At 47.4% G+C, this 24,445-nt stretch carries 28 protein-coding genes; 15 read left to right on the top strand and 13 right to left on the bottom strand.

Annotation, left to right across the window (positions count from 1 at the left end):
- Nucleotides 1-13: 13 nt before the first annotated feature.
- Genes BWK47_RS16685 through BWK47_RS16675 form a run of 3 tightly spaced genes read left to right on the top strand, consistent with a single transcriptional unit; the run spans nucleotide 14 to nucleotide 2,359 of the window.
- A complete protein-coding gene (locus BWK47_RS16685; protein WP_162329537.1) occupies nucleotides 14-283 on the top strand; it encodes a UPF0175 family protein in 270 nt (89 codons plus the stop codon).
- On the top strand, nucleotides 280-774 hold the full coding sequence (locus BWK47_RS16680) for a DUF3368 domain-containing protein (protein WP_162329536.1): 495 nt from the start codon (nucleotides 280-282) through the stop codon (nucleotides 772-774). Before BWK47_RS16685 ends, BWK47_RS16680 begins: the two co-directional genes overlap by 4 nt.
- 16 nt (nucleotides 775-790) lie before the next feature.
- Nucleotides 791-2,359: an FAD-binding oxidoreductase gene (locus BWK47_RS16675; protein WP_162329535.1), complete on the top strand. Its 1,569-nt coding sequence runs from the start codon at nucleotides 791-793 to the stop codon at nucleotides 2,357-2,359.
- A 92-nt stretch (nucleotides 2,360-2,451) separates the two neighbouring features.
- Here BWK47_RS16675 and tgt read toward each other — a convergent pair whose 3' ends face one another.
- Together tgt and petM are read right to left on the bottom strand one after the other, a co-directional pair.
- A complete protein-coding gene (gene tgt, locus BWK47_RS16670) occupies nucleotides 2,452-3,576 on the bottom strand; it encodes a tRNA guanosine(34) transglycosylase Tgt (RefSeq protein WP_162329534.1) in 1,125 nt (374 codons plus the stop codon).
- 88 nt (nucleotides 3,577-3,664) lie between these two features.
- Nucleotides 3,665-3,775 (bottom strand): cytochrome b6-f complex subunit PetM, encoded by a 111-nt coding sequence (gene petM, locus BWK47_RS16665; protein WP_010873987.1) that lies wholly within the window; start codon nucleotides 3,773-3,775, stop codon nucleotides 3,665-3,667.
- A gap of 100 nt (nucleotides 3,776-3,875) precedes the next feature.
- Here petM and pdxA point away from each other — a divergent pair, with 100 nt between their 5' ends.
- The 4 genes from pdxA to BWK47_RS16645 all read left to right on the top strand — a co-directional run bounded on the left by pdxA (nucleotide 3,876) and on the right by BWK47_RS16645 (nucleotide 6,348).
- On the top strand, nucleotides 3,876-4,925 hold the full coding sequence (pdxA, locus tag BWK47_RS16660; RefSeq protein WP_162329533.1) for a 4-hydroxythreonine-4-phosphate dehydrogenase PdxA: 1,050 nt from the start codon (nucleotides 3,876-3,878) through the stop codon (nucleotides 4,923-4,925).
- A gap of 327 nt (nucleotides 4,926-5,252) precedes the next feature.
- Nucleotides 5,253-5,480, top strand: a complete 228-nt coding sequence (locus BWK47_RS16655) for a DUF2997 domain-containing protein (RefSeq protein WP_162329532.1) — start codon at nucleotides 5,253-5,255, stop codon at nucleotides 5,478-5,480.
- 80 nt (nucleotides 5,481-5,560) lie between these two features.
- Complete coding sequence (locus BWK47_RS16650; protein ID WP_162329531.1) at nucleotides 5,561-5,947, top strand: DUF1257 domain-containing protein; 387 nt, start codon at nucleotides 5,561-5,563, stop codon at nucleotides 5,945-5,947.
- Nucleotides 5,947-6,348 carry a ferredoxin gene (locus tag BWK47_RS16645; RefSeq protein ID WP_162329530.1) on the top strand — a complete coding sequence of 134 codons (402 nt, stop codon included), beginning with the start codon at nucleotides 5,947-5,949 and terminating at the stop codon, nucleotides 6,346-6,348. Before BWK47_RS16650 ends, BWK47_RS16645 begins: the two co-directional genes overlap by 1 nt.
- Before the next feature lie 110 nt (nucleotides 6,349-6,458).
- On the opposite strand, the gene BWK47_RS16640 is transcribed toward BWK47_RS16645, so the two are convergent.
- From BWK47_RS16640 to BWK47_RS16610, 7 genes are all read right to left on the bottom strand, one after another.
- A complete protein-coding gene (locus tag BWK47_RS16640; RefSeq protein WP_162329529.1) occupies nucleotides 6,459-7,427 on the bottom strand; it encodes a lysylphosphatidylglycerol synthase domain-containing protein in 969 nt (322 codons plus the stop codon).
- Between the two features lie 191 nt (nucleotides 7,428-7,618).
- Nucleotides 7,619-8,032 (bottom strand): preQ(1) synthase, encoded by a 414-nt coding sequence (queF, locus tag BWK47_RS16635; protein WP_162329528.1) that lies wholly within the window; start codon nucleotides 8,030-8,032, stop codon nucleotides 7,619-7,621.
- Between the two features lie 70 nt (nucleotides 8,033-8,102).
- Nucleotides 8,103-9,389, bottom strand: a complete 1,287-nt coding sequence (gdhA, locus tag BWK47_RS16630) for an NADP-specific glutamate dehydrogenase (protein WP_162329527.1) — start codon at nucleotides 9,387-9,389, stop codon at nucleotides 8,103-8,105.
- A 128-nt stretch (nucleotides 9,390-9,517) separates the two neighbouring features.
- The gene (locus BWK47_RS16625) at nucleotides 9,518-9,904 is read right to left on the bottom strand and encodes a RidA family protein (protein ID WP_162329526.1); all 387 of its coding nucleotides are present in this window, start codon (nucleotides 9,902-9,904) and stop codon (nucleotides 9,518-9,520) included.
- A 142-nt stretch (nucleotides 9,905-10,046) separates the two neighbouring features.
- Nucleotides 10,047-10,499: an ExbD/TolR family protein gene (locus BWK47_RS16620; RefSeq protein WP_162329525.1), complete on the bottom strand. Its 453-nt coding sequence runs from the start codon at nucleotides 10,497-10,499 to the stop codon at nucleotides 10,047-10,049.
- Nucleotides 10,496-10,939 (bottom strand): ExbD/TolR family protein, encoded by a 444-nt coding sequence (locus BWK47_RS16615; protein ID WP_162329524.1) that lies wholly within the window; start codon nucleotides 10,937-10,939, stop codon nucleotides 10,496-10,498. Before BWK47_RS16615 ends, BWK47_RS16620 begins: the two co-directional genes overlap by 4 nt.
- A 3-nt stretch (nucleotides 10,940-10,942) precedes the next feature.
- Nucleotides 10,943-11,707, bottom strand: a complete 765-nt coding sequence (locus BWK47_RS16610) for a MotA/TolQ/ExbB proton channel family protein (RefSeq protein ID WP_162329523.1) — start codon at nucleotides 11,705-11,707, stop codon at nucleotides 10,943-10,945.
- Between the two features lie 214 nt (nucleotides 11,708-11,921).
- Here BWK47_RS16610 and BWK47_RS16605 point away from each other — a divergent pair, with 214 nt between their 5' ends.
- From BWK47_RS16605 to BWK47_RS16595, 3 genes are all read left to right on the top strand, one after another.
- Nucleotides 11,922-12,962: a Fe(3+) ABC transporter substrate-binding protein gene (locus tag BWK47_RS16605; RefSeq protein WP_162329522.1), complete on the top strand. Its 1,041-nt coding sequence runs from the start codon at nucleotides 11,922-11,924 to the stop codon at nucleotides 12,960-12,962.
- Nucleotides 12,963-13,132: 170 nt separating this feature from the next.
- A complete protein-coding gene (locus tag BWK47_RS16600) occupies nucleotides 13,133-13,933 on the top strand; it encodes a hypothetical protein (RefSeq protein ID WP_237269708.1) in 801 nt (266 codons plus the stop codon).
- Nucleotides 13,930-14,433: a pentapeptide repeat-containing protein gene (locus tag BWK47_RS16595; RefSeq protein ID WP_162329521.1), complete on the top strand. Its 504-nt coding sequence runs from the start codon at nucleotides 13,930-13,932 to the stop codon at nucleotides 14,431-14,433. The genes BWK47_RS16600 and BWK47_RS16595 overlap by 4 nt, the downstream gene beginning before the upstream one ends.
- Here the strand turns inward: BWK47_RS16595 and BWK47_RS16590 are convergent.
- The gene (locus BWK47_RS16590; protein ID WP_162329520.1) at nucleotides 14,430-16,850 is read right to left on the bottom strand and encodes a PAS domain-containing sensor histidine kinase; all 2,421 of its coding nucleotides are present in this window, start codon (nucleotides 16,848-16,850) and stop codon (nucleotides 14,430-14,432) included. The two genes, BWK47_RS16595 and BWK47_RS16590, sit on opposite strands and share 4 nt — an antisense overlap.
- Nucleotides 16,851-16,852: 2 nt before the next feature.
- The gene (locus BWK47_RS16585) at nucleotides 16,853-17,842 is read right to left on the bottom strand and encodes an ABC transporter substrate-binding protein (RefSeq protein ID WP_237269707.1); all 990 of its coding nucleotides are present in this window, start codon (nucleotides 17,840-17,842) and stop codon (nucleotides 16,853-16,855) included.
- A 75-nt stretch (nucleotides 17,843-17,917) separates the two neighbouring features.
- Here BWK47_RS16585 and BWK47_RS16580 point away from each other — a divergent pair, with 75 nt between their 5' ends.
- The 5 genes from BWK47_RS16580 to BWK47_RS16560 all read left to right on the top strand — a co-directional run bounded on the left by BWK47_RS16580 (nucleotide 17,918) and on the right by BWK47_RS16560 (nucleotide 21,320).
- Nucleotides 17,918-18,532 (top strand): GNAT family N-acetyltransferase, encoded by a 615-nt coding sequence (locus tag BWK47_RS16580; protein ID WP_162329518.1) that lies wholly within the window; start codon nucleotides 17,918-17,920, stop codon nucleotides 18,530-18,532.
- Between the two features lie 93 nt (nucleotides 18,533-18,625).
- The gene (locus BWK47_RS16575) at nucleotides 18,626-19,159 is read left to right on the top strand and encodes an AbfB domain-containing protein (RefSeq protein WP_162329517.1); all 534 of its coding nucleotides are present in this window, start codon (nucleotides 18,626-18,628) and stop codon (nucleotides 19,157-19,159) included.
- A gap of 202 nt (nucleotides 19,160-19,361) precedes the next feature.
- The gene (purS, locus tag BWK47_RS16570) at nucleotides 19,362-19,664 is read left to right on the top strand and encodes a phosphoribosylformylglycinamidine synthase subunit PurS (protein WP_010873826.1); all 303 of its coding nucleotides are present in this window, start codon (nucleotides 19,362-19,364) and stop codon (nucleotides 19,662-19,664) included.
- Nucleotides 19,661-20,335, top strand: a complete 675-nt coding sequence (gene purQ / locus BWK47_RS16565) for a phosphoribosylformylglycinamidine synthase subunit PurQ (RefSeq protein WP_162329516.1) — start codon at nucleotides 19,661-19,663, stop codon at nucleotides 20,333-20,335. The genes purS and purQ overlap by 4 nt, the downstream gene beginning before the upstream one ends.
- A 55-nt stretch (nucleotides 20,336-20,390) precedes the next feature.
- Nucleotides 20,391-21,320: an EamA family transporter gene (locus tag BWK47_RS16560; protein ID WP_162329515.1), complete on the top strand. Its 930-nt coding sequence runs from the start codon at nucleotides 20,391-20,393 to the stop codon at nucleotides 21,318-21,320.
- A gap of 50 nt (nucleotides 21,321-21,370) precedes the next feature.
- Here the strand turns inward: BWK47_RS16560 and BWK47_RS16555 are convergent, their stop codons facing one another.
- Together BWK47_RS16555 and BWK47_RS16550 are read right to left on the bottom strand one after the other, a co-directional pair.
- A complete protein-coding gene (locus BWK47_RS16555) occupies nucleotides 21,371-23,425 on the bottom strand; it encodes an FAD-dependent oxidoreductase (protein WP_162329514.1) in 2,055 nt (684 codons plus the stop codon).
- A 211-nt stretch (nucleotides 23,426-23,636) separates the two neighbouring features.
- The gene (locus BWK47_RS16550) at nucleotides 23,637-24,197 is read right to left on the bottom strand and encodes a DUF2808 domain-containing protein (protein ID WP_162329513.1); all 561 of its coding nucleotides are present in this window, start codon (nucleotides 24,195-24,197) and stop codon (nucleotides 23,637-23,639) included.
- Nucleotides 24,198-24,445 lie beyond the last annotated feature (248 nt).

Genomic DNA, 24,445 nt, shown 5'->3' with positions numbered 1-24,445 from the left:
GAATTGAAGGGTAATGGCTAATGGTTGTCCAATGCAAATCACCTTAAACCTACCGGATAGATTAAATCAGATAGGAGACTTTGACCAAAATGATTGGCTCCGGGAAATTGCCATTGCCCTATTTGAACAAGAACACATTTCTCTGGCTAGGGCTAGCAAAATTTCCTCCATGGAAATTATGGAGTTTCAAAAACTTTTATCAGACCGAGGAATTTGTATTCACTACGATGTGGAGGAATTGGAACAGGACATTCAGCACTTGCAAATTCGCAGTTGGTTATGATTGTTGTTAGCGACACTTCCGCCATGGCGAATCTTGCTGTTGTAGATCATCTTTGGTTATTACAAGCAATTTACAAAAGTGTAATCATTCCAGAAGCCGTCGCTAGTGAAATTGCCGTCGCCACCAATCCCCAAATTTCATTAATTCTGCAATTAGATTGGATTAAAATTCGCTTGCTTAGCGCCCCTAGTTATGAATTAGCCGAACAACTACAAAAAGAACGGGGACTTGATGCTGGAGAAGCCCATGCCATAGCCCTAGCCCTTGATTTACAGGCTGATGACCTACTGATGGATGAGCGTTTGGGCAGAAGGGAAGCTACCCGCCTAGGATTATCAATAGTCGGAATTTTGGGAGTTTTGCTTGTTGCCAAACAAATAAATCTTATTCCACAAGTGAAACCCGTTATTGATGATTTGATCAATCAAGCAGGATTTCGTGTTAGCTCCAAATTATACGAACGTATCTTGATTTTTGCTCAGGAAATTTAGCGAAAAAACTAATTAGATGAACTATGCAACTACGCCCACAGCCTTTGTGGAATCTAAACTGAATTCTGCGCCAGGGGATGCCCTGGGTTACCTACGGCGTTTAGATCAGCGTTGGCAAGCCCTATGCCAAGGAAATTTACTTCCGGTTATGGAAGTAGCTCAAAAAGTCAATACAAACTTGGGAGAAACGGATTTTGACGTAGTGATTTGCGGTGGTACCCTGGGAATTTTGTTGGCCGCTAGTTTGCAAATAAGGGGTTGGCAGGTAGTTGTCATTGAAAGGGGTAAATTGCAAGGTCGGGCCCAGGAATGGAATATTTCCCGCCAAGAATTACAAACTTTTGTTGAGTTAGAACTGCTCACTTCAGAGGAATTGGAAACGGCGATCACCAGCGAATATAATCCTGGCCGCATTGCTTTTCATGGAGGGCAAGAATTTTGGGTGAAAAATATTTTAAATGTGGGGATAGACCCAGTTTATTTACTAGAAAATCTTAAGCAAAAGTTTCTCCAAGCCGGGGGTAAATTACTAGAACATAGTGCTTTTCAAAAGGTAATTATTCACCCCGATGGAGTTGCAATTAGTTACCAACATGATGGAAGAAATCAAGTTGAAAAAAAGCTCACTAGCCGTTTACTCATTGATGCCATGGGGCACGGTTCTCCTTTGGTAAATCAAGCTCGACAGGGAGAAATACCTGATGGAGTTTGCCTAGTGGTTGGTAGTTGCGCCCAGGGTTATTCTGATAATGAAACTGGAGATTTAATTGCCACCACTACGGGAATTACCAATCATTGCCAATACTTTTGGGAAGCTTTTCCTGCTCGGGATGGCCGCACCACCTATCTGTTTACCTATGTGGATGTGCATCCAGAACGCATCAGTTTAGAATTTCTTTTTGAGGAATATTTTCGTCTACTACCTGAGTATCAAAAAATCAATCTAGACCAACTGCAATGGCAACGGTTTTTATCTGGTTTTTTCCCGGCCTATAAATCTAGTCCCCTACATTTTCCTTGGGATCGGGTACTAGCCGTGGGGGATAGTGCCGGCAGTCAATCCCCCGTGAGTTTTGGTGGTTTCGGCGCTATGGTACGCCATTTACAACGGTTAACTAAGGCCATTGGCGAAGCTCTGGCAGGGGATTATTTGACCACGGCGGATCTAGCTCTTTTGCAACCCTACCAACCTAATATTGGGGTTACTTGGTTATTTCAACAAACCATGGGAGTTAAAGTAGGACAAAAACCAGATCCAGATCAAATTAATCGCTTAATGAATGCGGTTTTTACTGTCATGGATCGGCAAGGGCAAGAAGTCATGGGGCCTTTTTTACAAGATGTAATTCAATGGTCTGGTCTAACCCAAACTTTGCCGAGGGTAAATCCGTTCATAGTGTTACCTTTATTGCCCCAAATTGGCCTACCCGCTTTGCTAGAATGGCTGGGACATTATGCCAACTTAGCGGGCTACAGTTTAACCTACCCCCTAGCTAAAAATCTCCTATTCACTAACCCTAGTTTTGGGCAAAAACGTCGTCTAGAAGCTTGGTACTACGGATCTGGTTACGATTTCCACCATTGAAAACTTGTCTGACTTAGTCTTTGTTGGGGATTCGACAAGCCCTCCATGCGTCCCCACACTGGATTTGCGATCGCCTAAGTTTTTTACTAGACTTACTCCGGTGGAGTTAGCCAATGGGCAAAATCTTGGGTGAAAGTATCATTTAAAATTGCTTGGCGAATGCTTTGGGTGAAACGGATTAATTCCGTAATATTGTGCAAAGAAAGCAGAATGTAACCCAACATTTCCCTGGAGCGGATTAAATGGTTTAAATAAGCACGGGAGAAAGTTTGGCAGGTATAGCAAGGACAAGTTTCATCCAAGGGGCGATGATCTTCCCGGAAAGTGGCGTTTTTTAAATTCCACCGTTCTCCCTGTACCAATGCTGTGCCGTGGCGACCAAAACGGGTGGGTATGACACAATCGAACAAATCAATACCCGCAAAAATTGCCCTGGCCATTTCCTGATAGGTGCCGACCCCCATCAAGTAACGGGGTTTATGGGCTGGTAATAATGGGGCCGTGTGTTGTACCACTTTATCAATCAGCGCTGGTGCTTCCCCCACACTTACTCCGCCAATGGCGTAACCGGGCAAGTCTAGGGCAATGAGTTGTTCTGCCGCTTGGGAACGCAAATCTAGGTAAGTGCCCCCTTGGACGATGCCGAACAGAGCTTGATCACCCGGTCTTTGGTGGGCTTCGATACACCTTTCTAGCCAGCGATAGGTGCGGGCGGTGGCTTGTTCCACCATCAGGCGATCGCCTTGGCCGGGAGGACATTCATCAAAGGCCATAATCACATCAGCCCCCAACGCATTTTGGATGCGAATGGAATTTTCTGGAGTCATATCAATCAAGCGGCCATCCCTCGGCGATCGAAATAGGACCCCCTGTTCACCAATGGTGCGTAATTGACTGAGACTAAAAACCTGAAACCCACCAGAATCGGTCAGCATCGGCCCCGACCAGCCCATAAACTTATGTACTCCCCCAGCGGCGGCAATAATCTTTTCCCCTGGTTGGAGATGGAGATGGTAGGTATTGGCTAGCACCATTTGGGCTTGGGTGTCCGCTAGCTGGGCGGGGGTAATGCCCTTAACCGTTGCCAAAGTACCCACGGGCATAAAACGGGGAGTTTCCACCGGCCCATGGGGAGTCTGAAAAATTCCAGCCCGGGCTTGGCTATGGGAACACCGGGCTTGGCACTGATAAGTAAAATTCACACTAGGCAATGGCACAATGGACAGTTAATCGTCCTGGTATCAGTATCACTTCAACATTTTTTCCTAAACCAGGAAGGATTAAACCGCCTTGGCCGAGGAATTTTTATTCTTCGCTACCTTGGAGTTTGATAATGACAAAGCCCCAGGCTAGTCCTAACAAGGTCAAGCCAATCATGATAAAAGCGCCATTGGCCAACATGCTTTCAGCGGTCATAGTCAATTCCTCAATGGGGGATGAATAATTTGGGATGAAAAAATCTTTGTTGTCGGTGGTTCATTATCCCATAGGAATCTCCCCTTAAACCTGATTGAGCATGGATTGTATGAGTTTGCCCCGTTTAATTTTGACCCTGGGTGATCCGGCAGGCATTGGTCCTGAGGTGGTGCTCAAAGCTTTGGCTGAACCTGGATTAAGTTCAATTTGTCAGTTAACGGCGATCGGTTCCCGTTCTGTGTTGGATCAGACCCGTAGACAATTGTTGGCCCAAAATCCGGGTTTAAATCTAGCAGATCCGGAAAAAATTAATTTGCTAGAAGTGGACCTCTCATATCTGGGAAAAATCACTGTTGGTCAGGGAGATGCGGTTAGTGGCGCCATTAGTTTTGCCTATTTAAATGAAGCTATTACCAGAACTTTGGCCGGGGAATTTGATGCCATTGTCACTGCCCCGATCGCCAAATCCGCTTGGCAAGCCGCTGGCCATAATTACCCAGGGCAAACGGAAGTTTTGGCCCACCGAGCCGGGGTAGAACACTTTGGCATGGCCTTTGTGGGGCGATCGCCTTTTACTGGCTGGACTTTACGCACGTTGCTAGCCACGACCCATATTCCGCTCAAAGATGTGCCCCAGGCTTTGACGCCTCAATTAATGACGGCAAAATTAGAATTATTGTTAACTTGCTTGGCCCAGGATTTTGGCATCAGTAATCCTTCCGTGGCGATCGCCGGTTTAAATCCCCACAGCGGCGAAGAAGGAAAACTAGGAAAGGAAGAACAGGATTGGTTAATTCCCTGGCTAGAGCAGGCTCGGCAAAAATATCCCCAGGCAAAACTAATCGGCCCCATTCCCCCGGATACCATGTGGGTCGGCCCTGGCAAAGCTTGGTTAACCGATGGCCAAACGACCGTATCCGACGCTTACCTGGCTTTGTACCATGACCAAGGCTTAATTCCCGTTAAACTGCTGGCATTTGATCAGGCTATTAATACCACTATTGGTTTACCCTTTGTCCGCACTTCCCCCGACCATGGCACTGCTTTTGACATTGCGGGGCAAGGCATTGCCAGGGCAGATAGTCTCATTGCCGCCATTAAACTGGCCGCCGAGTTGGTGGAGCAAAGATGTCGCCCACGGGCACAGTAATCAAGATATTTTTCAGAAACAGAGTGCGGTTTTCTATTCTGATCTGAAGAACTCAAAGAAATTCTTAATCAATCAAATTTTCTCTTTTTCTCAGAAAAGGCAAAGCCAGCGCCGCAATAATTCTTTCCCTATGGTCTCCATAGGAGTTTGCGCCCCCATGAAATGTTAATTTTTGCTACAATTTATGCCAGTTTCTTAGCGAGTTGGGCCAAAACTAGAATAACTTCTGGTTTGTCCGGCTCCATAGCTCCGGATTAATGGCTGGGAAAACTTTGACCGTTACCCAAGTGGTGGCTTTTAACCTTGATTACCCATTGAGGATTGACCGTGAATCTAGAAACTCTGGAATTCGTCATTTACCCCGACGGCCGGGTGAAGGAAACGGTAACCGGCATTGTGGGCCGCTCTTGTCAGGAAGTGACCGCGGCGATCGAGGCCGAACTAGGGGTAGTGCTTACCCAGCAGACTACCTCGGAGTTTTTTGCCCAAACCAGTCCGTTGAGCCAATCAGTTCAGCAATCCCAGACTCTTTCTAGCTGGCCTGGGGGAAGTTAAATTCTCTCTGTATGAAAATCCTTGTTTAAAAGTTTTAAGAACCTGTCTGATCCATTCTTCTAATTTTTTTGTAATTTCCTATGTCTCACTTTAGCAATATCAAAACCAAGATTCGTAACCTTGATGTGTTGAAAACCACCCTCACCAATTTGGGTCTGGACTGGAAAGAAGGGCCGGCCACCGTACGGGGCTACCAAGGTTTGACCGCCAAAGCCGCAGTGGTGATTGAACAAAGCAATAATTACGACCTAGGTTTTAGCTGGAATGGTCAGGAATACGAGTTGGTGACAGATTTACAGTACTGGCAACAACCCCTCTCGGTGGAAGGATTTCTGCAAAAAATCACCCAGGGTTACGCTCTGGAAACCGTACTTAATGAATCGGCCAAACAAGGTTTTGCGGTGACGGAACAGCAAAAAAATGAAGACGGCTCAGTGCGGTTGGTGGTGCAACGCTGGAGTGCGTGATGGTGATAGCTGATCTAAATTTTCCTCCCGATCGCCGTTCTGGACTGGAACCGGAGTTGGGGGGAGATTGGCGTAATTTCGATGACCGTTCTGGTTTAGAACCGGAATTGGGCGGAGAGTTACGGGAAAGGGGAGTCTATGTGGATGAAGTGACCTGCATTGGTTGCAAAAACTGTGCCCACGTGGCTCCCAATACTTTCACCATTGAGCAGGAGCATGGTCGCTCCCGGGCCTTTAGCCAAAATGGGGACGATGAAGCGGTTATCCAAGAGGCGATCGATACTTGTCCGGTGGACTGTATCCATTGGGTGCCCTACGACGAACTGAAACAGTTGGAAGAAAAACGGAAGCACCAACAAATCCGTCCCTTAGGCTACCCGCAAATCAATCCTCATATTTAGGGCGGTTGATTTGAGGTGGGTCAAAGTACTTAAAGTCTAAGCATTTTGCCGTTTGAGGGTGATTGAAATCCTAATTCCGGTAGGAAGGCTGTTAATTTCTCCCAACCAACCTAATCTGATTCTGGGTCGGATTTTTGCCGTCGTTCCCGTCGATGTTGTAAAAGCTCAAATGCCCCCAAGCTGAGGCTCGCACTGCCCAAGGGAATCCAGTAATAAATCACTCGGTATGCCAACAATGCCCCCAGCACTTGTACCGAGGAATATTTAGGAGTCAACAAAAATAACACCACCGTTTCAAATACCCCCAGTCCCCCCGGCACATTACTGATAATGCCCGCCACTTGGGCCAGGAGGTAAATGCCAAAAAAGCCGGGAAAACTAAGGTGATGGTGCCCAGGTAATAGCACGTATAAAATACCAGAGGCTAAAATCCAATCTACCGCCGTCAAACCAATTTGAGCTAAGGATACGGCAAAGGGAATTTTGGGAGTTTGCCATTGGCCGATTTTGAATGGCTTAATTAAATTGCCCGTTATCAACAAATAAATCCCAATGATGGCAAGGAAAGTAAAGCCAATGGGATGGACAGAAAGAAACGGTAAATGGAGAAAGGCGGGCAGTTGCAGGGGATCCACCACAAAAGTAATGCCCCCCACTGTTAATAAACCTACCCAAAAACTGAGGTTACAAAAGGCGATCGCCTGGGCAATGATGGGGGCAGAAACCTGCCAAGATTGATAGAGGCGGTAACGAATAGCACTGCCGCTGAGCAAAGCCAGGCCAACACTGTTGCTAATGGCGTAACTGACAAAGCCCACAAAGCTAGTTTTGGCTAAGGGTAAGGATTGCCCCAGGTAAAACATGGCCAGGGTGTCGTAGCCAGTCAAAATTATGTAGTTGATCAGCATGAGCGCAAAGGCTCCGGCTAAACGGGTTTTGACAATGCCCTGAAAACTAGCTAAAACATTTTGCCAACCGTAGTGGTGTAATTCTGAGTTGATGGCCCCAATGGAAAGCACAAACAAGCAAGCCCCGATCGCCGCCGGCGCAATTTTTTGTATCTTTTGCCAGGCGGTCATAGCCTCACCTCATAAAATGCGAAAATCTTCCAAGCTGGCTCAGAATCTGTTTGTAAAATCTGATTTTTGGCCCTAAATCGACCCACTAAAGTTCCGGCAATACTGGAAAACTTTGAGCTAACTTCCCCCAAAACTTAGGGAGTAGCTGGGGACTTTTGAAACATGCTCCTAGGAACTAAGATTAGTTGCTTTTAACTAGCTTTTTCCTGATGATATTCCACTTCAATCACCGTATGAACATTCCCCCGGGGATTAAAATCAGCTTTTAGTCTAGCGTACAAAGGATTGGCCACCGCCACAAAGTCATCCAAAATCTGATTGGTTACTTCCTCATGGGGAATATAGCGATCGCGGTAACTATTGATGTAAAGCTTAATGGATTTTAGTTCCACCACCTTCTGGTCAGGGCAATAGGTCAGATAAAGGGTGGCAAAATCCGGGTAGCCGGAAAAAGGACATTTACAAGTGAATTCCGGTAGGGTGATGTGGACATCGTAACGACGGCCGGGGCGGGGATTGGGGAAAGTAATCAGTTGGGCATCTCGAATTTCCCGCTCGCCATACTTTTCGACGTTATCGCTGGTGTTAATTGTGGTTTCGGCCATGGTGAACAGTAAAAAATGGACGGGATTGGGAAGTAGGAGAAAAACACTATTCCTATTATTTCAGATTTTCCTAGCTGTCCTGGTAATAATCCCTAGTGCCCTTGGCATCCATGGCTTCGCTCAAACGGTTAAGGGCGTGGATATAGGCTGCAGTGCGCACATTCACCTCCAATTCCTGGGTAATGTTCCACACATGTTCCGCTTCCTCCACCATTTTTTCCTTCAGGCGATCGTTCACTTCCTTGGCGCTCCAATAAAGGCCACTGCGGTTCTGCACCCATTCAAAGTAGCTCACCGTCACCCCCCCAGCATTAACTAAAATATCGGGGAAAACGTATATGCCTTTGCTAGCCAAAATATCATCGGCGGCGGTGGTGGTGGGCCCATTAGCCACTTCAAAAATGTAGCGAGCCCTGACTTGATCGGCATTGTCGCGGGTAATTTGATTTTCCAAGGCGGCGGGAATGAGAACGTCCACGTCCAGAGCTAGTAACTCGGCATTACTGATTTGCTGATTTTCCCCTAAATCGCAGATGGCTTGGTCACAGTACATACCCGCCAAAGTGCGATGCCGTTGTTTGTAATCAATCACAGCGGGAATATCGATGCCTTGTTCGTTATAAATGCCCCCCTGGGAATCACTGATGGCCACCACTTTGTAACCATCTTGGTATAAACATTCGGCTACCACCATACCCGCATTACCGAAACCCTGGACAGCAACAGTGGTATTTTCGGGATATTGGTCAAACTTGGGCAGCATGCCCTGCATGATGTAAAAAGCCCCAGTGCCGGTGGCGGTGTTGCGACCCTGGCTACCCCCCATGGTGACGGGTTTGCCGGTGACCACGGCGGGACTAATTTTGCGGCAAATGATGCTGTATTGGTCCATCATCCAGCCCATCATCATTTCGTTGGTGTAAACATCCGGGGCTAAAATGTCCACGTCTGGGCCAATGAAATCAGCGATCGCCTCGATGTAACCCCGACTTAAACGTTCCAATTCCGCTCGGCTGAGTTCTTTGGGATTGAGGGTGATGCCCCCCTTAGCTCCTCCGAAGGGCAAATTTAACAGGGCACATTTAAAAGTCATCCAAAAGGCTAAAGATTGCACCTCATCCATGGTGACATTGGGGTGATAGCGTACGCCCCCTTTGCCTGGCCCTCTGGTGTCGTCGTAGCGCACTCGGTAACCGGGAAAGATTTTTAAAGAGCCATCGTCCATTCGCACCGGAATGGAAACACTGAGACTGGTTTTGGGATATTTCAGCCTTTCCCCGGCATCGTCGGAAATGGCCACATATTTCAGGGCTTTTTCTAATCTTTTACTGGCATCGGCAAACAGTGATCCAGCCATAATTGCTACTCCTGGAAAAGTGGGACCGCTATTGACTCTGGAGCGGGGCGGCCTGAATATTCCGAACAAATTTGTTTAATCAATAGTTCCATTAGAGCATGGAGCCTGGGGCCATGGCGGACATTGCCCTAGGTTGGTAACACGGCGACACAATCGATTTCTACTAACACATCTTTGGGTAGGCGGGCCACTTCCACACAACTACGGGCCGGAGCCGTAGCCTCGTCAAAATATTGGCCATAGATGGCATTAACTGCGGCGAAATCGTTCATATCTTTGAGAAATACCGTAGTTTTAACCACATTTTCCCAACCACAGCCCGCTTCCTGGAGCACTGCCCCTAAATTAGTCAGTACTTGTTTTGCCTGGGCTTCCACATTGCCTTCCCCAACAATGGTCATGGTTTGGGGGTCGAGGGCAATTTGGCCAGCCGTAAAGAGGAAACCATTGGCGGCGATCGCCTGGTTATAGGGGCCAACAGGGGCGGGGGCTTGGGCAGTGTTAATAATTTGCATTGCTTAGTTGTTGACAATTAGCTACAGAGGCTTTCTGTTCCATTCAACCATTAACTGATACGAGCGGGAATTCCCTTGCCTCGCTTTAGCCGGGAGGAGTAGTTCGCCATGGAGTGATATTAATACTTACTTCTATTGCTTCTCAAGGCATGGCCCCAGCACCAATTAAGAGGGAAACCCGATCGCCGCCTACTTCCTTCAGGCTGGAGAGAATGTCGATGGCACTTTGATAGGGAACGTTCCCTGAGACCCGTAGATAAACATAACGCTGGGGGGACTGTTGCAAATAGCTGGGTAACTGCTGTAGAAGTTGAGCTTTTTCCACAGGGCGATCGTTCACCGAAAGTTTTCCCTCTGGATGTAACACCACCTGGAGAAATTCCGGCTCTTCCGATTCATCTAATGGCACTTCGGTGGGTTGAACCTCCGCAGTTTCAGATCCTCGGGGTAAACGAACCAGCAAGGATGCCCCTTCTTCCGCTAGGTTGGCGGCAACAGCTACAAAAAAAGCCAGCACCACCAACATCACATTGAGCATCGGGGTGATTTCTAGTTCCGGTAATTGCTCCCGGTCTTGTTGGTGTCTAAATCTCATAGCCCTGGGTCTGATTTGCGAACCACCAGGAGGACACGATCACCGCCTACTTCCACCATTTGAACTAATAAATCATCCACTTGAGCATAATTCAACTGTCCGTCCACCGTTAACCTCACCTCACCCTGGGGATGGGTCGCTAAAAAGGTGGCGATCGCCGGTAAAAATTTATCTCTTGCGACAATATTACCTTCCACCAAAACATCCCCTTGGCGATTTAAACCCACATCCAAACTAGATACCATAACCTTTGTTTGGGGAGATGATTCCCCTTCTTTGGCAAAATCGCCTGCGCTCTCCGGTGGTTCCAGATCGGCGATCACTCTACCAGTCAAAGACATGGTTAAAATTACAAAAAAAGTCAATACCGACATCAAGACATCAATCATCGGTACTAAATTAATCCCTGGAGTCCTTGCCCCCCTGACTCGGCTTTTCATTGGTTATGGCTCAGCAATTCTAGCTGCCGTTAATAAATTGGGCATTGGCTGATGGGGTTCGTACCAGACCTCACGGTAAATAAGTTCTAATTCACTGCCCACTGCGGCAAAATAATCCATTTGTTGGGACTGTAAACTGACCAAAACCCTAAATACTAACAGGGCAAAAATCGCCACCATCATCCCCGCCGCTGTGGTAATCAACGCTTCTCCAATGCCCGAGGCGGCCTGGGTAGCCTCTGCACTGGAGCCTCCTCCCCCGATATTGAGATTGTTAAAAGTGCGAATTAGGCCCGTTACGGTGCCTAACAAGCCTAAGAGAGGAGCCAGGGCAATGATAGTTTCCAGGAGTTTATCCCCCCGTCGCATTCGGGCAAATTCTTTATCGGCGGTGGCTTCCATGGCCAAACGGAAAGTTTCTGGACTAGGATGACGTAGTTTAAGGGGAGCCAGCAGAAAACGACCAATGGCTAAATGTCGAGCATATTCGGCAATTTCCCGAGCTTTTACCAAATCCTCAACCGCCGCATCGAGCACATCCCGCACAATCCGGTCTTCTTGAATTAGCAAGCGACTCCAAAACCAGCCTCGTTCGAAGGCAGTGGTAAGGGCAAGGATGGACAGCAGTAATAAAGGAAACATTACTACCCCCCCCTTAAGAAACTCATCGAGTAGTCGCGGGGTTTGAGTCAATAACAGGGACGATGGGGGCATGGACAGAAAACAGGGAAATTTTCTAAATAATAATCTCTTGCAATTATCCAACACAAGTGCTTCAATAACCTATGGATTATTGCATGTAATTTGCAATAAAGTTAATCATCCGAGATCGACCTAGTCCAGATGCCTATCAAGCTGACTATGACTAGTCAAACAGGCCCAGCCATCGGGCCTAATCCAGGTTAAGAAGACTAAAGCAAATCTGCGTTATCCGTTCTTTTACTTTTCTTAAATTGCCCACTATCCATTGCCATAGACATCGATGACAACTAAGATTTCCCGGCGGACTTTTTTTGTGGGAGGCACTGCTCTCACCGCCCTAGTAGTAGCTAATTTGCCCCGGCGTGCTTCCGCTCAGACCCGCACCATCAACCTCTATTCTTCACGGCATTACAACACCGATGATGCCCTCTACGATGCCTTTGGCGAGGTTAACCTGATTGAGGCCAGTGCCGAAGAATTGATTGAGCGCATCCAAAGTGAAGGGGCTAATAGTCCGGGGGATATTTTATTCACCGTAGATGCCGGTATGCTATGGCGGGCAGAACAGGCGGGACTTTTCCAACCGGTGCGGAGCGCCAAACTGAATGAGCGCATTCCCGAAAATCTGCGCCATCCCGATGGGTTGTGGTATGGCTTCACCCAGAGAGCCCGGGTGTTGTATTACAGTCGTGACCGGGTAAATCCGGCGGATCTCTCCACCTACGAAGCCCTGGCGGATCCCCAATGGCGGGGAAAAATCCTGGTGCGCCCTTCCAGTAATGTGTATAACCTTTCCCTAACGGCTTCCCGCATTGCCATCCATGGGGAGCCAGAAACCCGCCGCTGGTTACAAGGCTTGGTGGGTAACTTTGCTCGGCAACCGGAGGGTAATGACACGGCACAAATTCGTGCTATTGCTGCTGGCATCGGCGATGTGGCGATCGCCAATAGCTACTACTATATCCGCCTGCAAAAGTCCACCGATCCCGCCGATCAAGAAGTGGTGGAAAAAGTCAGCCTTTTCTTCCCTAACACTGGCTCCGGAGAGCGGGGAACCCATGTCAATGTCAGTGGGGCTGGGGTGCTGAAGAATTCCCCCAATCGGGACGCGGCGATCGCCTTCCTGGAATATCTGGCCAGCGATGACGCCCAACGTTATTTTGCCGAGGGCAACAATGAGTATCCAGTGATTCCGGGAGTCCCCATTGATCCTGTGCTCGCCAGCCATGGCCAACTAAAAGGAGACCCCCTCAATGTTGCTAACTTAGGGCGCTACCAACCCGATTCAGCTCGTTTAATGAATGAAGTCGGCTGGCAGTAATGCAAAGAAAATTGGACAATTGCCCAAATTTTTTCTCTAGTTATTGCATATAAATTGCATATAGGTGTCAGAACACGATATTGTTTTGGCAGGATCGAACGCCGTGCTCAAACCATTAAGGGTGCGGTGTTTTTGTTGCCGGTCATTGTTTCTTCCCCTTTTTGGACTCCATGTGGCTACCCTCCTGGCATCAGTTACAATTTCCCCTGGCCTTTGTCTGTGCATCTGCTATCCATGGAGGGTTGCTATGGTTACCTCTGCCCCCTCAAGCATTGGAGTTGGAGCCCCTTCCCCCTCAATCGAAGGATTCTGCTTCCGAGGCGATCGCCACAGTGCCCCTCGCCGACCTAGTGACACCAGCCCCCATGGCCGAACCTCCGCCAAAGAAATCTCCCCAAGTTTTAGCGCCTCCCCCTGGGCCTCAATCGGTTCCCGAAGTAGTGCCTGACGTTGTGGCACCGCCACCATCTCCTCCCCAAACGATTCCCCCACCGAAAGCCACCCCAAAAACGGTAAAGCCACCCCAGAACAAACCGAATCAAAGACAGAGAGACAAGGGGATTGAGCCTGAATCCGTTCCAAAACCCATTCCTGATCAAGGACAGCAGGTTGAGAGTGAGGTGAAAAGTATTGAACCCTCCCCCCCCCCTGTCCCAGAGTCTAGGAGAGAACTTATCGCTGGCATTGCCCACCTAGAAGGAGCTCAATCAGGATGCTACGGCTCAGACGACTGTCATTTTCTGGCAGGGGCTACGGTGCGGGCCGTCACCCAAGATCTCCAGGCCCGTTTGGAAGCGGAAGGCTTTCGTCTGAGTGAGAGTTATCGAGATATGGGACTGCGGATATACCAGGTCTATCGGCAAGACAAACCACCCCAATTCCTCCACATTGTCAGTGATAATGCGGGACGGGATGCGTTTTATCTTCTCTCCCCCCAACAAAAAACCTTAGAGGAACTTAGATCGCAATGAATAACAAAAAACTCAGCATAACCTTATTACCATTGGTGGGAATCCTAGCTCTGACAGCTTGTAACCAGCCCACGGAAGAAATTGATCCGCTATCCCAGCTACGGGAGAAAGGGGAATGTCTTGATTGCAATCTGGCGGGGGCGGATTTGCGGGAGTTTAATTTGGAAAATGCCCGCTTGAACCGTTCCGATTTATCAGGGGCAAATTTATCGGGGGTCAATTTACGGCGGGCGTTGTTGGACCGGGCCAACTTGGCCGGGGCAAATTTGAGTGAAACTGATTTAACCGAGGCAGCGTTAACTGAAGCTAACCTGGCAGGGGCGGATTTGAGCGGTGCTAATTTGGAACGGAGTTTTCTAAGGGATGTGGATTTAACCGGAGCTAACTTGAAAGGAGCCAACCTAGCCCAGGCCAATTTAACAGCGGCAAACTTGACCGACGTGGATTTAGAAGAGGCAGAATTTGACGAAACAACCATGCCCGATGGCTCCCGTCGTTAGTGGGGAACGGGACAAGTCTCTTCCCGGACAATTTCCATTAAGCGATGGAAACGCACTGGTTTAACTAATAATTCGTCAGTGGCAATTTCCAGTTGGGCAATGTTCCCTTTTTCTTGCTCTGCGGCATCCACTAACGCAATAATTGTGATGGGACTAGAGCCGAAAAATTTACGAATTTCATCCAATTTATCTTTCACTTCTTCCCCTGCATTGACTAAATCCATCACTAATAAATGGCAGGATTGATCATCTACTTTAGTTAATTGGGTTAATTCTGCTACGGTTGGATAAAGACAATTTAACCATTGCAGTTGGTATCCTTTAGCCCGGAAATAACTGCTTAGGGTGGTGGCATAGGCGGAATTTTTACTAATTAAAGTGATGATTATCGGAGTCGGACTGCCGTGATTAGTAACCTCCACCAGTTGCCCCCGGTGGCGCGGCCCATCTTTATCTTGAAAAACACAGGGAATGGTAATCGTAAAACGACTGCCCTCATTGAGCTTGCTGGTCACTGTTACTGAGCCGCCATGGAGTTCAACAATTTTTTTCACTAAAGATAAGCCCAATCCAGTGCCGTCATAGCGACGGTTAAGGGCACTATCAATCTGCACAAACGGCTCAAAAATATTGTTTAGTCTATCCGCCTCAATGCCAATGCCAGTATCGAAAACAGTGAAACTTAACTGTGGTGGCGACTGGCTATTTTCTTTCCCCTGCTCCTTTATTAAGTCAGCCTGTACGACTACTTTTCCCCCTTCTGGGGTAAATTTAATGGCGTTATTCAGTAGGTTAATTAAAACTTGACAAAGTCGTCGCTTATCCACTAGCACATCGGGCAAATTGGGAATAATTTCAGATGACAAATTAATTTGTTTTTGGATCGCAAATTGTTGGACAAAAGTTAAACTATGATTGACCAATGCTGACACGCTGGTGGGGTTTAAATCCAAATCCATTCTGCCCGCTTCAATTTTAGAAAGGTCAAGAATATCATTAATTAATGAAAGTAAGTGTCGGCCACTATTTTCTACTATTTCTAACGACTGGACTTGTTTACCGTTGAGGGGACCATAAACTTGGTTTTGTAGAGTCTCTACCATACCCAAAATGGAGTTGAGGGGAGTGCGTAATTCGTGGCTCATATTGGCCAGAAATTCGTCTTTGAGTTGAGTGGCTTTGGCTAAAATTTTGTTGGAAAGTTTTAGTTGTTCTTCTGCTTTTTTAATCTCCGTAATATCGGCGATCGTACCGATAATTTTCACAAATTCCTCCCCTTGTTCCTGATGGATTTGCCCCCGCAACAAACAATAATAAATTTCCCCATTGGCCGCTTCCAAACGGAGTTCTGTGGATAGTTCCATGGTGGGATCTTCCAAGCTTTGCTCAATGGCCTGCCAAAACATTGGGCGATCGCCAAGGTGAATGAAAAAATCCCCATCTGCCGGTTCAAGGGGTTGCTCAAAGCCGAGCCAAGTAATCAAATTGGGGTCCACTTCAAAGTAGTGTATTTTCGGCTGACATTCCCACACCCATACCCTTGTGGCCTGGGAAGCTAATTCATAGCGTTGGGCAATTTCCACATATTTTCTTTCGGCAATTTCTAGGGCTTCTCGTTGATAAATCTGCAATTGATTGAAGGTCTGCACCAGGGTTTGGCCCAAAAAACCAATTTCATTGCTCGGTAGAGGGGGCAAATTAAACTGCTCAGTATTGTCATAGTTAATTAAGGCCCGGTGCAGTTTCCCCAAAGGGAGCAACACCGCATATCTAATTAATAACCCTAAAAGCAGAAGAATTACTACTATCCCAATAATGAACGAACCCACCACGAGCAAAAGTCCCTGGTTAACCTCTCGGTTTAATTCCTGTTTTGATAAAATGGTGATTGCTACTCCCCGTCGGTGACTATTTTGATCACGGTAACTTTCTCCCTGCTCAGGGAAAGAGTAAGTGTTAAAGGGAAGAGCGTAAACCACCACTTCTTCTTCTTCAATTTGGGTAATTAGGGATTGGGGGATACCGCTGATGGAAACCTGTTCAAAAATAGGAAAAAGAGCTGGTGTGACTTGGGCATATTTTTCTCCCCGTACCATTTTTATTTCTCCACCATGGGCAATGAGAATGCCATTGGGATCAACGATTGAAATTGTTTGTACGTTGGGCCAAGTCGCATAGTTTTGGGCCAAACGATTGAGGCGATAAACATCCTTGGTTTCCACCAAACCTTCCGCCGCAAACTCTAAACCTTCGGTTAATCGCTGGGCCCTTGTGATAATATTAATTCTTGATTTTTCTTGTAATTGTTGCCTGGTTAAAACTACGGCTATGGCGCTGGTGAACATCAAAATAACGGCGCAACCAGCTAGCAACTGGTAACGCAGGGGCCGGGTAAAACGTGGTTTCTCCTGAACCATTCTTAAGACCGCTCCACAGCTTGGGAAAACAGTCGAGAATTGATGACAATATCATCTCGAATAATCAGGCGATGACGATAACTTTCTAGTAGCAACCGATAGCCTCTAGAAATGACGGATTCTAATTGTCTTTGCACTAACATTTTTTCATTCAAGAGGCGATCGCCGTGAATCATCCCCTGGAAACCTTGGACAAAGACCTCCACAGGCACATCCAATTGTTGGGCCACAATGGTAAAAACTTCTTCGGGATTAGTTTCCACCGCATCCATCACCTCCAGCCATACCTGAATAAAGCGAATTAATTCCTCTTGTTTTTCTTCAACTACTGCTGGACGGGTTATCAGACCATCCACCACCATGCTGTCGATTTCGGCCGTGGTGTAGATAATATTTCCCCCAATTTCTTCTGCTGTTTTCTCCAACAGAGGGTCCCAAAGCACCGCTGCGTCAATGGAACCATTTTTGAGGTGATTGACTCCTTCTTCGTTCGATATGTCAATAATTTCCACTTCATCCAGGTCTAGGTCGTTGGCCCACAGAGCTTCTAGCAAAATTACGTGGGCAAGACTACCAGACCGGGCGCTAATCTTTTTGCCAGGCATCTGGGACATGAAATTTAATCCCGGCCGGGCTACAATGCCGTCGGAACCGGCCGAAACATCGGCAACCAGGATAAACTCTGGGGTGTCTTGGGGAAAATCCAATTGCATGGCCTGGGGCAGGGGGGCAAAACTGGCATCCTGGTAGCCCCGCATGGTGGCCCGGAGATTATCATTCTGTTCTTCAAAATGAACTAATTTAACGTCTAGTCCCCGCTTGGTGAATAGACCCTTAGATTCTGCATACAGAATCACGCTATAGCCAGGCCAGTCATTCATGCCCACTATGAGCGGCTGTAAAACTTGCTTGGAACGCAGGCTAATTAAGGCGATCGCCGTTAGGATGAGGATAAGCCCAAACCCCAACAGCTTTTTAAGGGAATACTTCATTGTGGTCTGGGAAATATTAAGGGAATTGGCAAATCTGATCAATGCACCTATTCCGGCCAACACATTCAGTAACCTATGGAAAAATCACCGTTGAGTCCCCCCGGCTATTGCCTTTATAAAGGGACTACCAGAGATCGGCGGTTACTGGTGGATTTTCTGGAGCGTACTTACCATTCCCTTTTCCCGGAACTGTGCGACTTTCCCCATTTAGAACAGACAGTGGAAAGCTATTTTTCTTGGCGATCGCCATTGTGGTGGGTTGTGCCGGAAACGACCCAAGGAAATTTTAATCATAACGACCATGATAGCCCCTTTTCTCCAAGGGAAGATCCCCTGGGATTAATGGCCCAAATCAGTCCGACAATTGGGCCAGCCGATGGTTTTAATCAAACAAATTCGGCGGAGAAAATCACTCGTCCCCAACCCATTGCAGGCCTTTGGTTAGGCAACGCTATTGACCAAGTAACAGGCGATCGCCATGGCCATATTTTTATGCTCTATGTGGAGCCGGCCCACCGCCGTCGGGGCATTGCTACTGCCTTGATGGAACAGGCCCAACAATGGGGTCAACAAAGGGGCGATCGATTAATAGCGTTGCAGGTTTTTAGCCATAACCAAGGGGCAATGAAACTATATGAAAAATTTGGTTTTATTCCCCATGCTTTGGTCATGCAAAAAAGCTTGATATAATCGAGATATATCTAGGAAATAGGTTCACCAAAAAAGAGTCTAAGTATCAAATTACCAGCCTAGATTGTCAGATTAAGCGGAAGGTAAAACAAAATGAAACTTTTACACTTTCTTCCCGTATTTGGCTTGGCAGTAACTTTAGTAGTTCCTTCTGTAGGTATTTTAAGTAAATCTAGAGATCTCCAAGCCCAAACTCCCTATGTTCGTTACGAATCAGTTAATTATCCCCAGCGCTACATACGTCATAGGAATTATCTTGGCTACATTGAACCCATCAATACAGGCTTAGATGAACTTGATTCTAGTTTTCGCATTACACCAGGATTAGCAAATGCTAATTGCATTTCTTTGGAATCTAGAAACTTTCCGAATTACTTCCTAAGACATAGAAACTATCGCATAATTTTGTCTGCCAATGAAAACAATGATCTTTTTAGGCAGGATGCAACTTTTTGTCCAAGAAATGGATTAAATTCCCAAGGGGGAGTATCATTTGAATCAAACAATTATCCAGGGCACTATATTCGACATCGGAACTTTGAACTGTGGCTTGATAAATTTAGCGAATTTACAGAAAGCACAATTTTCAGAAATGACGCTACTTTTATTCAAAGAGATGTACCTTAAAATAATTCTCAATTTTTGATCCAATCCAGGCTAGGCGGTGTTATGTATTTTTTTGCATAATTTTGGGAAATATCCTGAGGCCAAAAAAGCTAAGTTTTGCACAAAATAATCCGGCGCTCTTTAGCAGTAAAGTGATTTCATTTTCGAGATCTAGATTTGGGGCTAGTCTTGCCGAGAAAGACTTTCTAAGGCAGGATTAACAGTGGCAGATTCCCCGGTAAGGCCCTCCATGTCCCATTCCTACCATTGTCGTATTTACGTTACCCTACGTCCCTCCGTGCTTGACCCCGCTGGTACCGCTGTGCAATCCGGTTTGCAACAATTGGGCTACGATGGCGTTTCCCAGGTCAGAATTGGTAAATACATTGAATTAACCCTCGAGGCCCCGGACGAAGCCACCGCTTCCCAACAGCTAGACACCATGTGTGACCAACTATTGGCCAATACGGTGATCGAAAATTATTGCTTTGAAATTACCGCCCTAGAAGGTGCCGTCACACCATGACCAGTTTTGGTATTATTGTTTTTCCCGGTTCCAACTGCGATCGGGACATTGCCACCGTCACCGCCGGTTTATTAGACCAGCCAACTCGATTTATTTGGCACCAAGAAACCGATCTCCACGGGGTAGATGTGGTGGTTTTGCCAGGGGGCTTCAGCTACGGTGATTATCTCCGCTGTGGGGCGATCGCCAGATTTTCTCCGATTATGCAGGCGATCATTGACCATGCCAACGCAGGCAAAAGGGTGTTGGGTATCTGTAACGGTTTTCAGGTGCTAACGGAAGTTGGTTTACTGCCGGGGGCCTTAATTCGCAATCGGGATTTACATTTCATCTGTGACCGGGTGACAGTGCGGGTGGAAAGCAATCAGACAGTCTGGACAAAGGGTTACCAATCCCAACAGGTAATCACCCTTCCCATTGCCCACGGCGAGGGCCGCTACTTTGCTGATGGGGATACGTTGAAAGCCTTGGAAGATAACGAGCAAATTCTCTTCCGCTACAGCAATGCCCAGGGGGAATTGACGGCGGACAGCAATCCCAACGGTTCTTTGCATCATATTGCTGGCATTACCAATACCCAAGGTAATGTGCTGGGGATGATGCCCCACCCAGAACGGGCGGCCGATCGCCTACTCAAGGCCACCGATGGCTTGGCCATGTTCATCGGCTAATTTGACTGATGGCGGGAAACATTCAACGTCAGTATGTACGAGGTGGAGGATAACCTTGCTCAACGGAGCTAAACGCTTAACGTTAACAGAGTGGAAAACCATTGGCCTCCTGCTGACCATGGTCACCACCCAGGTATTGGGGGATATTTGGCTCAGCCGGGGCATGAAAGTGTTCGGCGCAGTGGAAGATTATAGTCTTGCAGGTTTGTGGACATTGTTTCTCTATCTGCTTACTTCCCCCTGGATTGTGGTGGGGGTGATCACGTTGCTGTTTGCCCTGTTTCTCTATTTCACTGCCACATCCCGACTGGATTTAAGTTTAGTTCTGCCCCTATTTTCTTCCAGCTACATTCTCAATGCCCTACTAGCGTGGCTAATACTGGGGGAAGAAGTTTCCTTTTACCGTTGGCTAGCCACTTTTATGATCGCCAGTGGCGTATTTATTGTCTGTTGGTCAGAACATCGTCACCGTTCCCAGTTAATGCAGGAAAAGTTTAGCCCGACCCCAGCCCCGGTCGTACCAGTTAAATCTTCCCGGCGATCGCCATTGTGGTTATTTCCTGTGGGCATTGCCCTTTCTCGGGTTTGGTTTGGCATTTTGATTTTAATTTTCACCGATTCCGCTGGGGACGTACTCATTGCCCGGGGCATGAAACAAATTGGCCCTGTGAGCTTGCAATCACCCTTAAAAATGGTCAAATTAATTGGCCGCATCCTTTCCCATCCCTCAGTGTTAGGAGGCATTGGTTGCCAAACCATCAGTTTTGTCACCTTTATTTCCCTGCTCAGCTGGACCGATATTAGCCTGATCCGACCGGCGGGGGCCTTGGGTTACGTAATGAGCCTATTGGGGGCCAAATTTTTGCTCAGGGAAACCATTCCCCTGGCCCGTTGGCTAGGCATCGGTGTAATTACTGCTGGGGTAGCCCTTATCGCCCTCGACGAAGTTAATTTGGTGGATCAAATTTTGCTATTTTTCCTATAGACAAAGCAATTTGGCGATCACCCCAACAAACACTGACCCCAAAAAATTGTTTACTTCCAATTTTCAAAGCTGGTAAAAATAGACGTGTTGGGGAAAGCTGTCGGGTTACCAGTACTGTCAATTTTGCGCCGCAACTGTAACAATTTTTGATTGGCAATTAAAGCGGTTTGATTTACCAATTGATAGGGTAAATAATCATTTTGCAACGCATCCGCCGCCACAATGCCCGCCGCCGCCCCAGAAGACCATTCAAAGGAATGAACCCGATAGGCCGCCGCCGCAATATGACTAGTGGCAATGGTTTTTCCCACCACTAAGAGATTATCGACGCGTTGGGGAATCATGGCCCGCAGGGGAATTTGGAACGGGTAGGAAGGGGTATGGGCTTGGCGTTCCCCTGGTCGCTCAATGTTACCGGGTTTTTCCACCGGATATTCCAGATAACAGGGATGAAAATCAATGTTGTAATGGCCAATGCCCACGGAATCAGGATACATGGTGGCCCGCTGGCGACGCTCCACTGCATCGGGGGAAAGGCTACCATCAAGCACATCCAAACCGTCAATGCCCGCTAGCTCTGCGTGTAAACGACGGTAATCCCTGGGGGAAAGATTTTTCCGGTAAAAATCGTCTTTAAAATCCTGGCGGGAAATATCCGTTTCATTGATTTCAAAGCCGTTTGGATAGATAAAATCCGGCCGGCCAATGATTCTGCGCCCTTCCCGAATATAGGGAAACTTGGAAAGACCATGCTCGGTGCCCATGGGACTATCCAACCCCTTCAGCAAACGGTTATTGGGATTGGGAGTTTTGACGTTGTCGCCCAGCTTGGCATCGGTGGTGCCTGCCACTAACCAATGGTAAAAACCCAAGGCGATTTTTTCGCCATTGGCTAAGCTTTCTGTCCGCAGTCCTCCTAGCCAACCCTCTGGTTCCAGTTGTCCTGTTTGTTGTAGTTGCTCTCTGGTATAAACAAAATTGTCCCTAGGGGTACCGGGAGTGTAATCGTTTCCCGGCAACCAGTTTTGCATGGAAATTTCCCCTGGCTGGGTGGGACTAACCCCAAAGCGATTTTTCGGTTGGTTAGGGGTAGCAGTCTCAAAAATACCTAGCCCATCGGGACTCCAAATGCGTCGATAGGTAAACAGCGCATCAAAATCAAACCGGGATTGGTCGTAGCTGTAATAGGGAGTAAATCTTTGGTAAAAATCCGGCTCTGGTTGGGGTTGGGGCTCGGTGGTGGCCTCCATGGCAAAGGTGTAGGTGAAGCCCTGGGTACAGTAGGCAAAGCCTTCCACACTAGAAGAGGAGGGATCAAGATAGGTGCGGGGATCTACTCCTACCCGGTAGGGCACATCTGCTAAACCAATTAATTCCCCGGTTTCCGTAGCTTCCACCACCAACCATTGGGCTGTTCTACCCTGGTTACTTTGGGGCGCAGTGAAGTTAATGATAGTTTTAGTGAATTGCTCCGAATCTTCGTAGCGGTAACTATCTTCAATGGTCTGGGATAAAAACTGACTGTTCAACGGTGGGGCGTTGGGAGCCGGTTGGTGCTGAATGGCGATCGCCTGAATAATTTCTTCTCCTGCTTCCCCAAGGGCGGTGGGGGCTAAGACTAATTCTTTGATAACCGTGTTAGGAAACCATTGCAGAGTGCCCTGGCCTTTCTTTTCTGCATCCTCCAGCATTGCCATCAGAATGTCATGGCCATCCTTGGGTAGGAAACAAGAAGAGCGACTTACCCAGCATTTGCCCGGATTTTGCACACCGTAGAAATCCTTAATCCGTTGCCGTAGCTCCAGATAACCCCGGGGATAAAACAACTTATCCGTTTGGGTTGGCCGTTCATCGAGGGCGGCGGTGCCCTGGGAAGTAAGTTGACCCCCCACCCAATCCGTCAGCTCCGTCATGCAAACATTTTTCCCCGCCAACAAACCTTCATAGGCCGTTGCTGTGCCTGCCAATCCACCCCCCACTATCAAAATTTCGCACTCCACTGTCTCATCCACTGGCCTGGGAGGAGCAGTTTGCCCAGGGGCGATCGGCCAGGAAAAAATTGCCAGAAAAATAGCCGCAACAGTTCGGCGGCAGTGGGTAATCATCAAAGTTATCGCTACTCAATGCAATTAATAAAAACCAAGGAAATGCCGTTGGTAAAGATCACACAGATAAGATTGAATTAGTGTCAATCTAACCTGAGGGACAATTATAAAATCACAGGCTCAGAAGGCGGGGACAAAAATTATCCTTGACCCGTCTTTGCCAGTCTTGTCAATCGAAACCCCGACAAAAATCCCCCATAGGATAAACCAACTAACGGTTAATACTCACAATCCAAGTCCCTAAATAAACTCGGACGGGAATATCACCGGATACCATGGCATCGGCCACCATGTAATAAGTTCCAAGGCTGGGGTTAGTAACATTGGAAAGGGTAATGGTCACCTGACTGTTTGGTTCTGCTGGCTCTGCCAAAACAATCTGTAAAAAGCGACTTTCTTTGTCCCAAACCACATCTTCAATTTCAATGTTTCCCTGGCGTTTCGTTTCAACCCGGACTTTATCTACATCGAAAGTGCCATCAAAATTTTCGGGGTAGGAAACGTATAAAACTTTGGCCCCCTGGGTCATTTTCTTGGCGGGGATATACAGTTTATAGCGGTCCCTTTGACCAGAACGACCGTTGAATTGTAAGTAGTAATCCAGAATATCGCTACGATTATCCACCCCACTAAAAATAGTGAACCCAGAGTTACCTTGGGCAAAACTAATGGCAGGCAACCCCATCACCAAAACACCACTTAGGGAGAGAAGCGCGAGTAGTTTTTTGGACAATTTAGCTTGGGAAAATTTAGGCATAGATGGCATAGACATGGCTTGGCCTCCGAGGAAATTGAGATGGAAAAGGGGGAATGTCTAGTGGAAATCTATTTGAGAAATCCTCAAGAGTTAGCAATTGAGGCAACAGAACCGGGCACAGAGCAAAGCTTGCAAACAAGCCTGAGCCCGAAAATAGTAACTGGATGACGGCATTGACCACCCAACTACTAGCATAGCCAAAGACATTGCCGAACCAAGGCATGGCCCAAGGCGGCATCAGCTTCAAATTACTTAACCAAGAC

The sequence above is a fragment of the Synechocystis sp. CACIAM 05 genome, assembly GCF_010222815.1.
Taxonomy (GTDB): Bacteria; Cyanobacteriota; Cyanobacteriia; order Cyanobacteriales; family Microcystaceae; genus Synechocystis.
This window is presented reverse-complemented; position numbering and strand designations above follow the sequence as displayed.

What these genes read in the sequence shown, in the direction of transcription:
- BWK47_RS16685 (WP_162329537.1), top strand. Translation starts at nt 14, where the DNA reads ATGGCTAATGGTTGTCCAATGCAAATCACCTTAAACCTACCGGATAGA.
- BWK47_RS16680 (WP_162329536.1), top strand. Translation starts at nt 280, where the DNA reads ATGATTGTTGTTAGCGACACTTCCGCCATGGCGAATCTTGCTGTTGTA.
- BWK47_RS16675 (WP_162329535.1), top strand. Translation starts at nt 791, where the DNA reads ATGAACTATGCAACTACGCCCACAGCCTTTGTGGAATCTAAACTGAAT.
- petM (WP_010873987.1), bottom strand. Translation starts at nt 3,775, where the DNA reads ATGACCGCTGAAAGCATGTTGGCCAATGGCGCTTTTATCATGATTGGC.
- pdxA (WP_162329533.1), top strand. Translation starts at nt 3,876, where the DNA reads ATGGATTGTATGAGTTTGCCCCGTTTAATTTTGACCCTGGGTGATCCG.
- BWK47_RS16650 (WP_162329531.1), top strand. Translation starts at nt 5,561, where the DNA reads ATGTCTCACTTTAGCAATATCAAAACCAAGATTCGTAACCTTGATGTG.
- BWK47_RS16645 (WP_162329530.1), top strand. Translation starts at nt 5,947, where the DNA reads ATGGTGATAGCTGATCTAAATTTTCCTCCCGATCGCCGTTCTGGACTG.
- BWK47_RS16640 (WP_162329529.1), bottom strand. Translation starts at nt 7,427, where the DNA reads ATGACCGCCTGGCAAAAGATACAAAAAATTGCGCCGGCGGCGATCGGG.
- queF (WP_162329528.1), bottom strand. Translation starts at nt 8,032, where the DNA reads ATGGCCGAAACCACAATTAACACCAGCGATAACGTCGAAAAGTATGGC.
- gdhA (WP_162329527.1), bottom strand. Translation starts at nt 9,389, where the DNA reads ATGGCTGGATCACTGTTTGCCGATGCCAGTAAAAGATTAGAAAAAGCC.
- BWK47_RS16625 (WP_162329526.1), bottom strand. Translation starts at nt 9,904, where the DNA reads ATGCAAATTATTAACACTGCCCAAGCCCCCGCCCCTGTTGGCCCCTAT.
- BWK47_RS16620 (WP_162329525.1), bottom strand. Translation starts at nt 10,499, where the DNA reads ATGAGATTTAGACACCAACAAGACCGGGAGCAATTACCGGAACTAGAA.
- BWK47_RS16615 (WP_162329524.1), bottom strand. Translation starts at nt 10,939, where the DNA reads ATGAAAAGCCGAGTCAGGGGGGCAAGGACTCCAGGGATTAATTTAGTA.
- BWK47_RS16605 (WP_162329522.1), top strand. Translation starts at nt 11,922, where the DNA reads ATGACAACTAAGATTTCCCGGCGGACTTTTTTTGTGGGAGGCACTGCT.
- BWK47_RS16600 (WP_237269708.1), top strand. Translation starts at nt 13,133, where the DNA reads ATGTGGCTACCCTCCTGGCATCAGTTACAATTTCCCCTGGCCTTTGTC.
- BWK47_RS16595 (WP_162329521.1), top strand. Translation starts at nt 13,930, where the DNA reads ATGAATAACAAAAAACTCAGCATAACCTTATTACCATTGGTGGGAATC.
- BWK47_RS16590 (WP_162329520.1), bottom strand. Translation starts at nt 16,850, where the DNA reads ATGGTTCAGGAGAAACCACGTTTTACCCGGCCCCTGCGTTACCAGTTG.
- BWK47_RS16585 (WP_237269707.1), bottom strand. Translation starts at nt 17,842, where the DNA reads ATGAAGTATTCCCTTAAAAAGCTGTTGGGGTTTGGGCTTATCCTCATC.
- BWK47_RS16580 (WP_162329518.1), top strand. Translation starts at nt 17,918, where the DNA reads ATGGAAAAATCACCGTTGAGTCCCCCCGGCTATTGCCTTTATAAAGGG.
- BWK47_RS16575 (WP_162329517.1), top strand. Translation starts at nt 18,626, where the DNA reads ATGAAACTTTTACACTTTCTTCCCGTATTTGGCTTGGCAGTAACTTTA.
- purQ (WP_162329516.1), top strand. Translation starts at nt 19,661, where the DNA reads ATGACCAGTTTTGGTATTATTGTTTTTCCCGGTTCCAACTGCGATCGG.
- BWK47_RS16555 (WP_162329514.1), bottom strand. Translation starts at nt 23,425, where the DNA reads ATGATTACCCACTGCCGCCGAACTGTTGCGGCTATTTTTCTGGCAATT.
- BWK47_RS16550 (WP_162329513.1), bottom strand. Translation starts at nt 24,197, where the DNA reads ATGTCTATGCCATCTATGCCTAAATTTTCCCAAGCTAAATTGTCCAAA.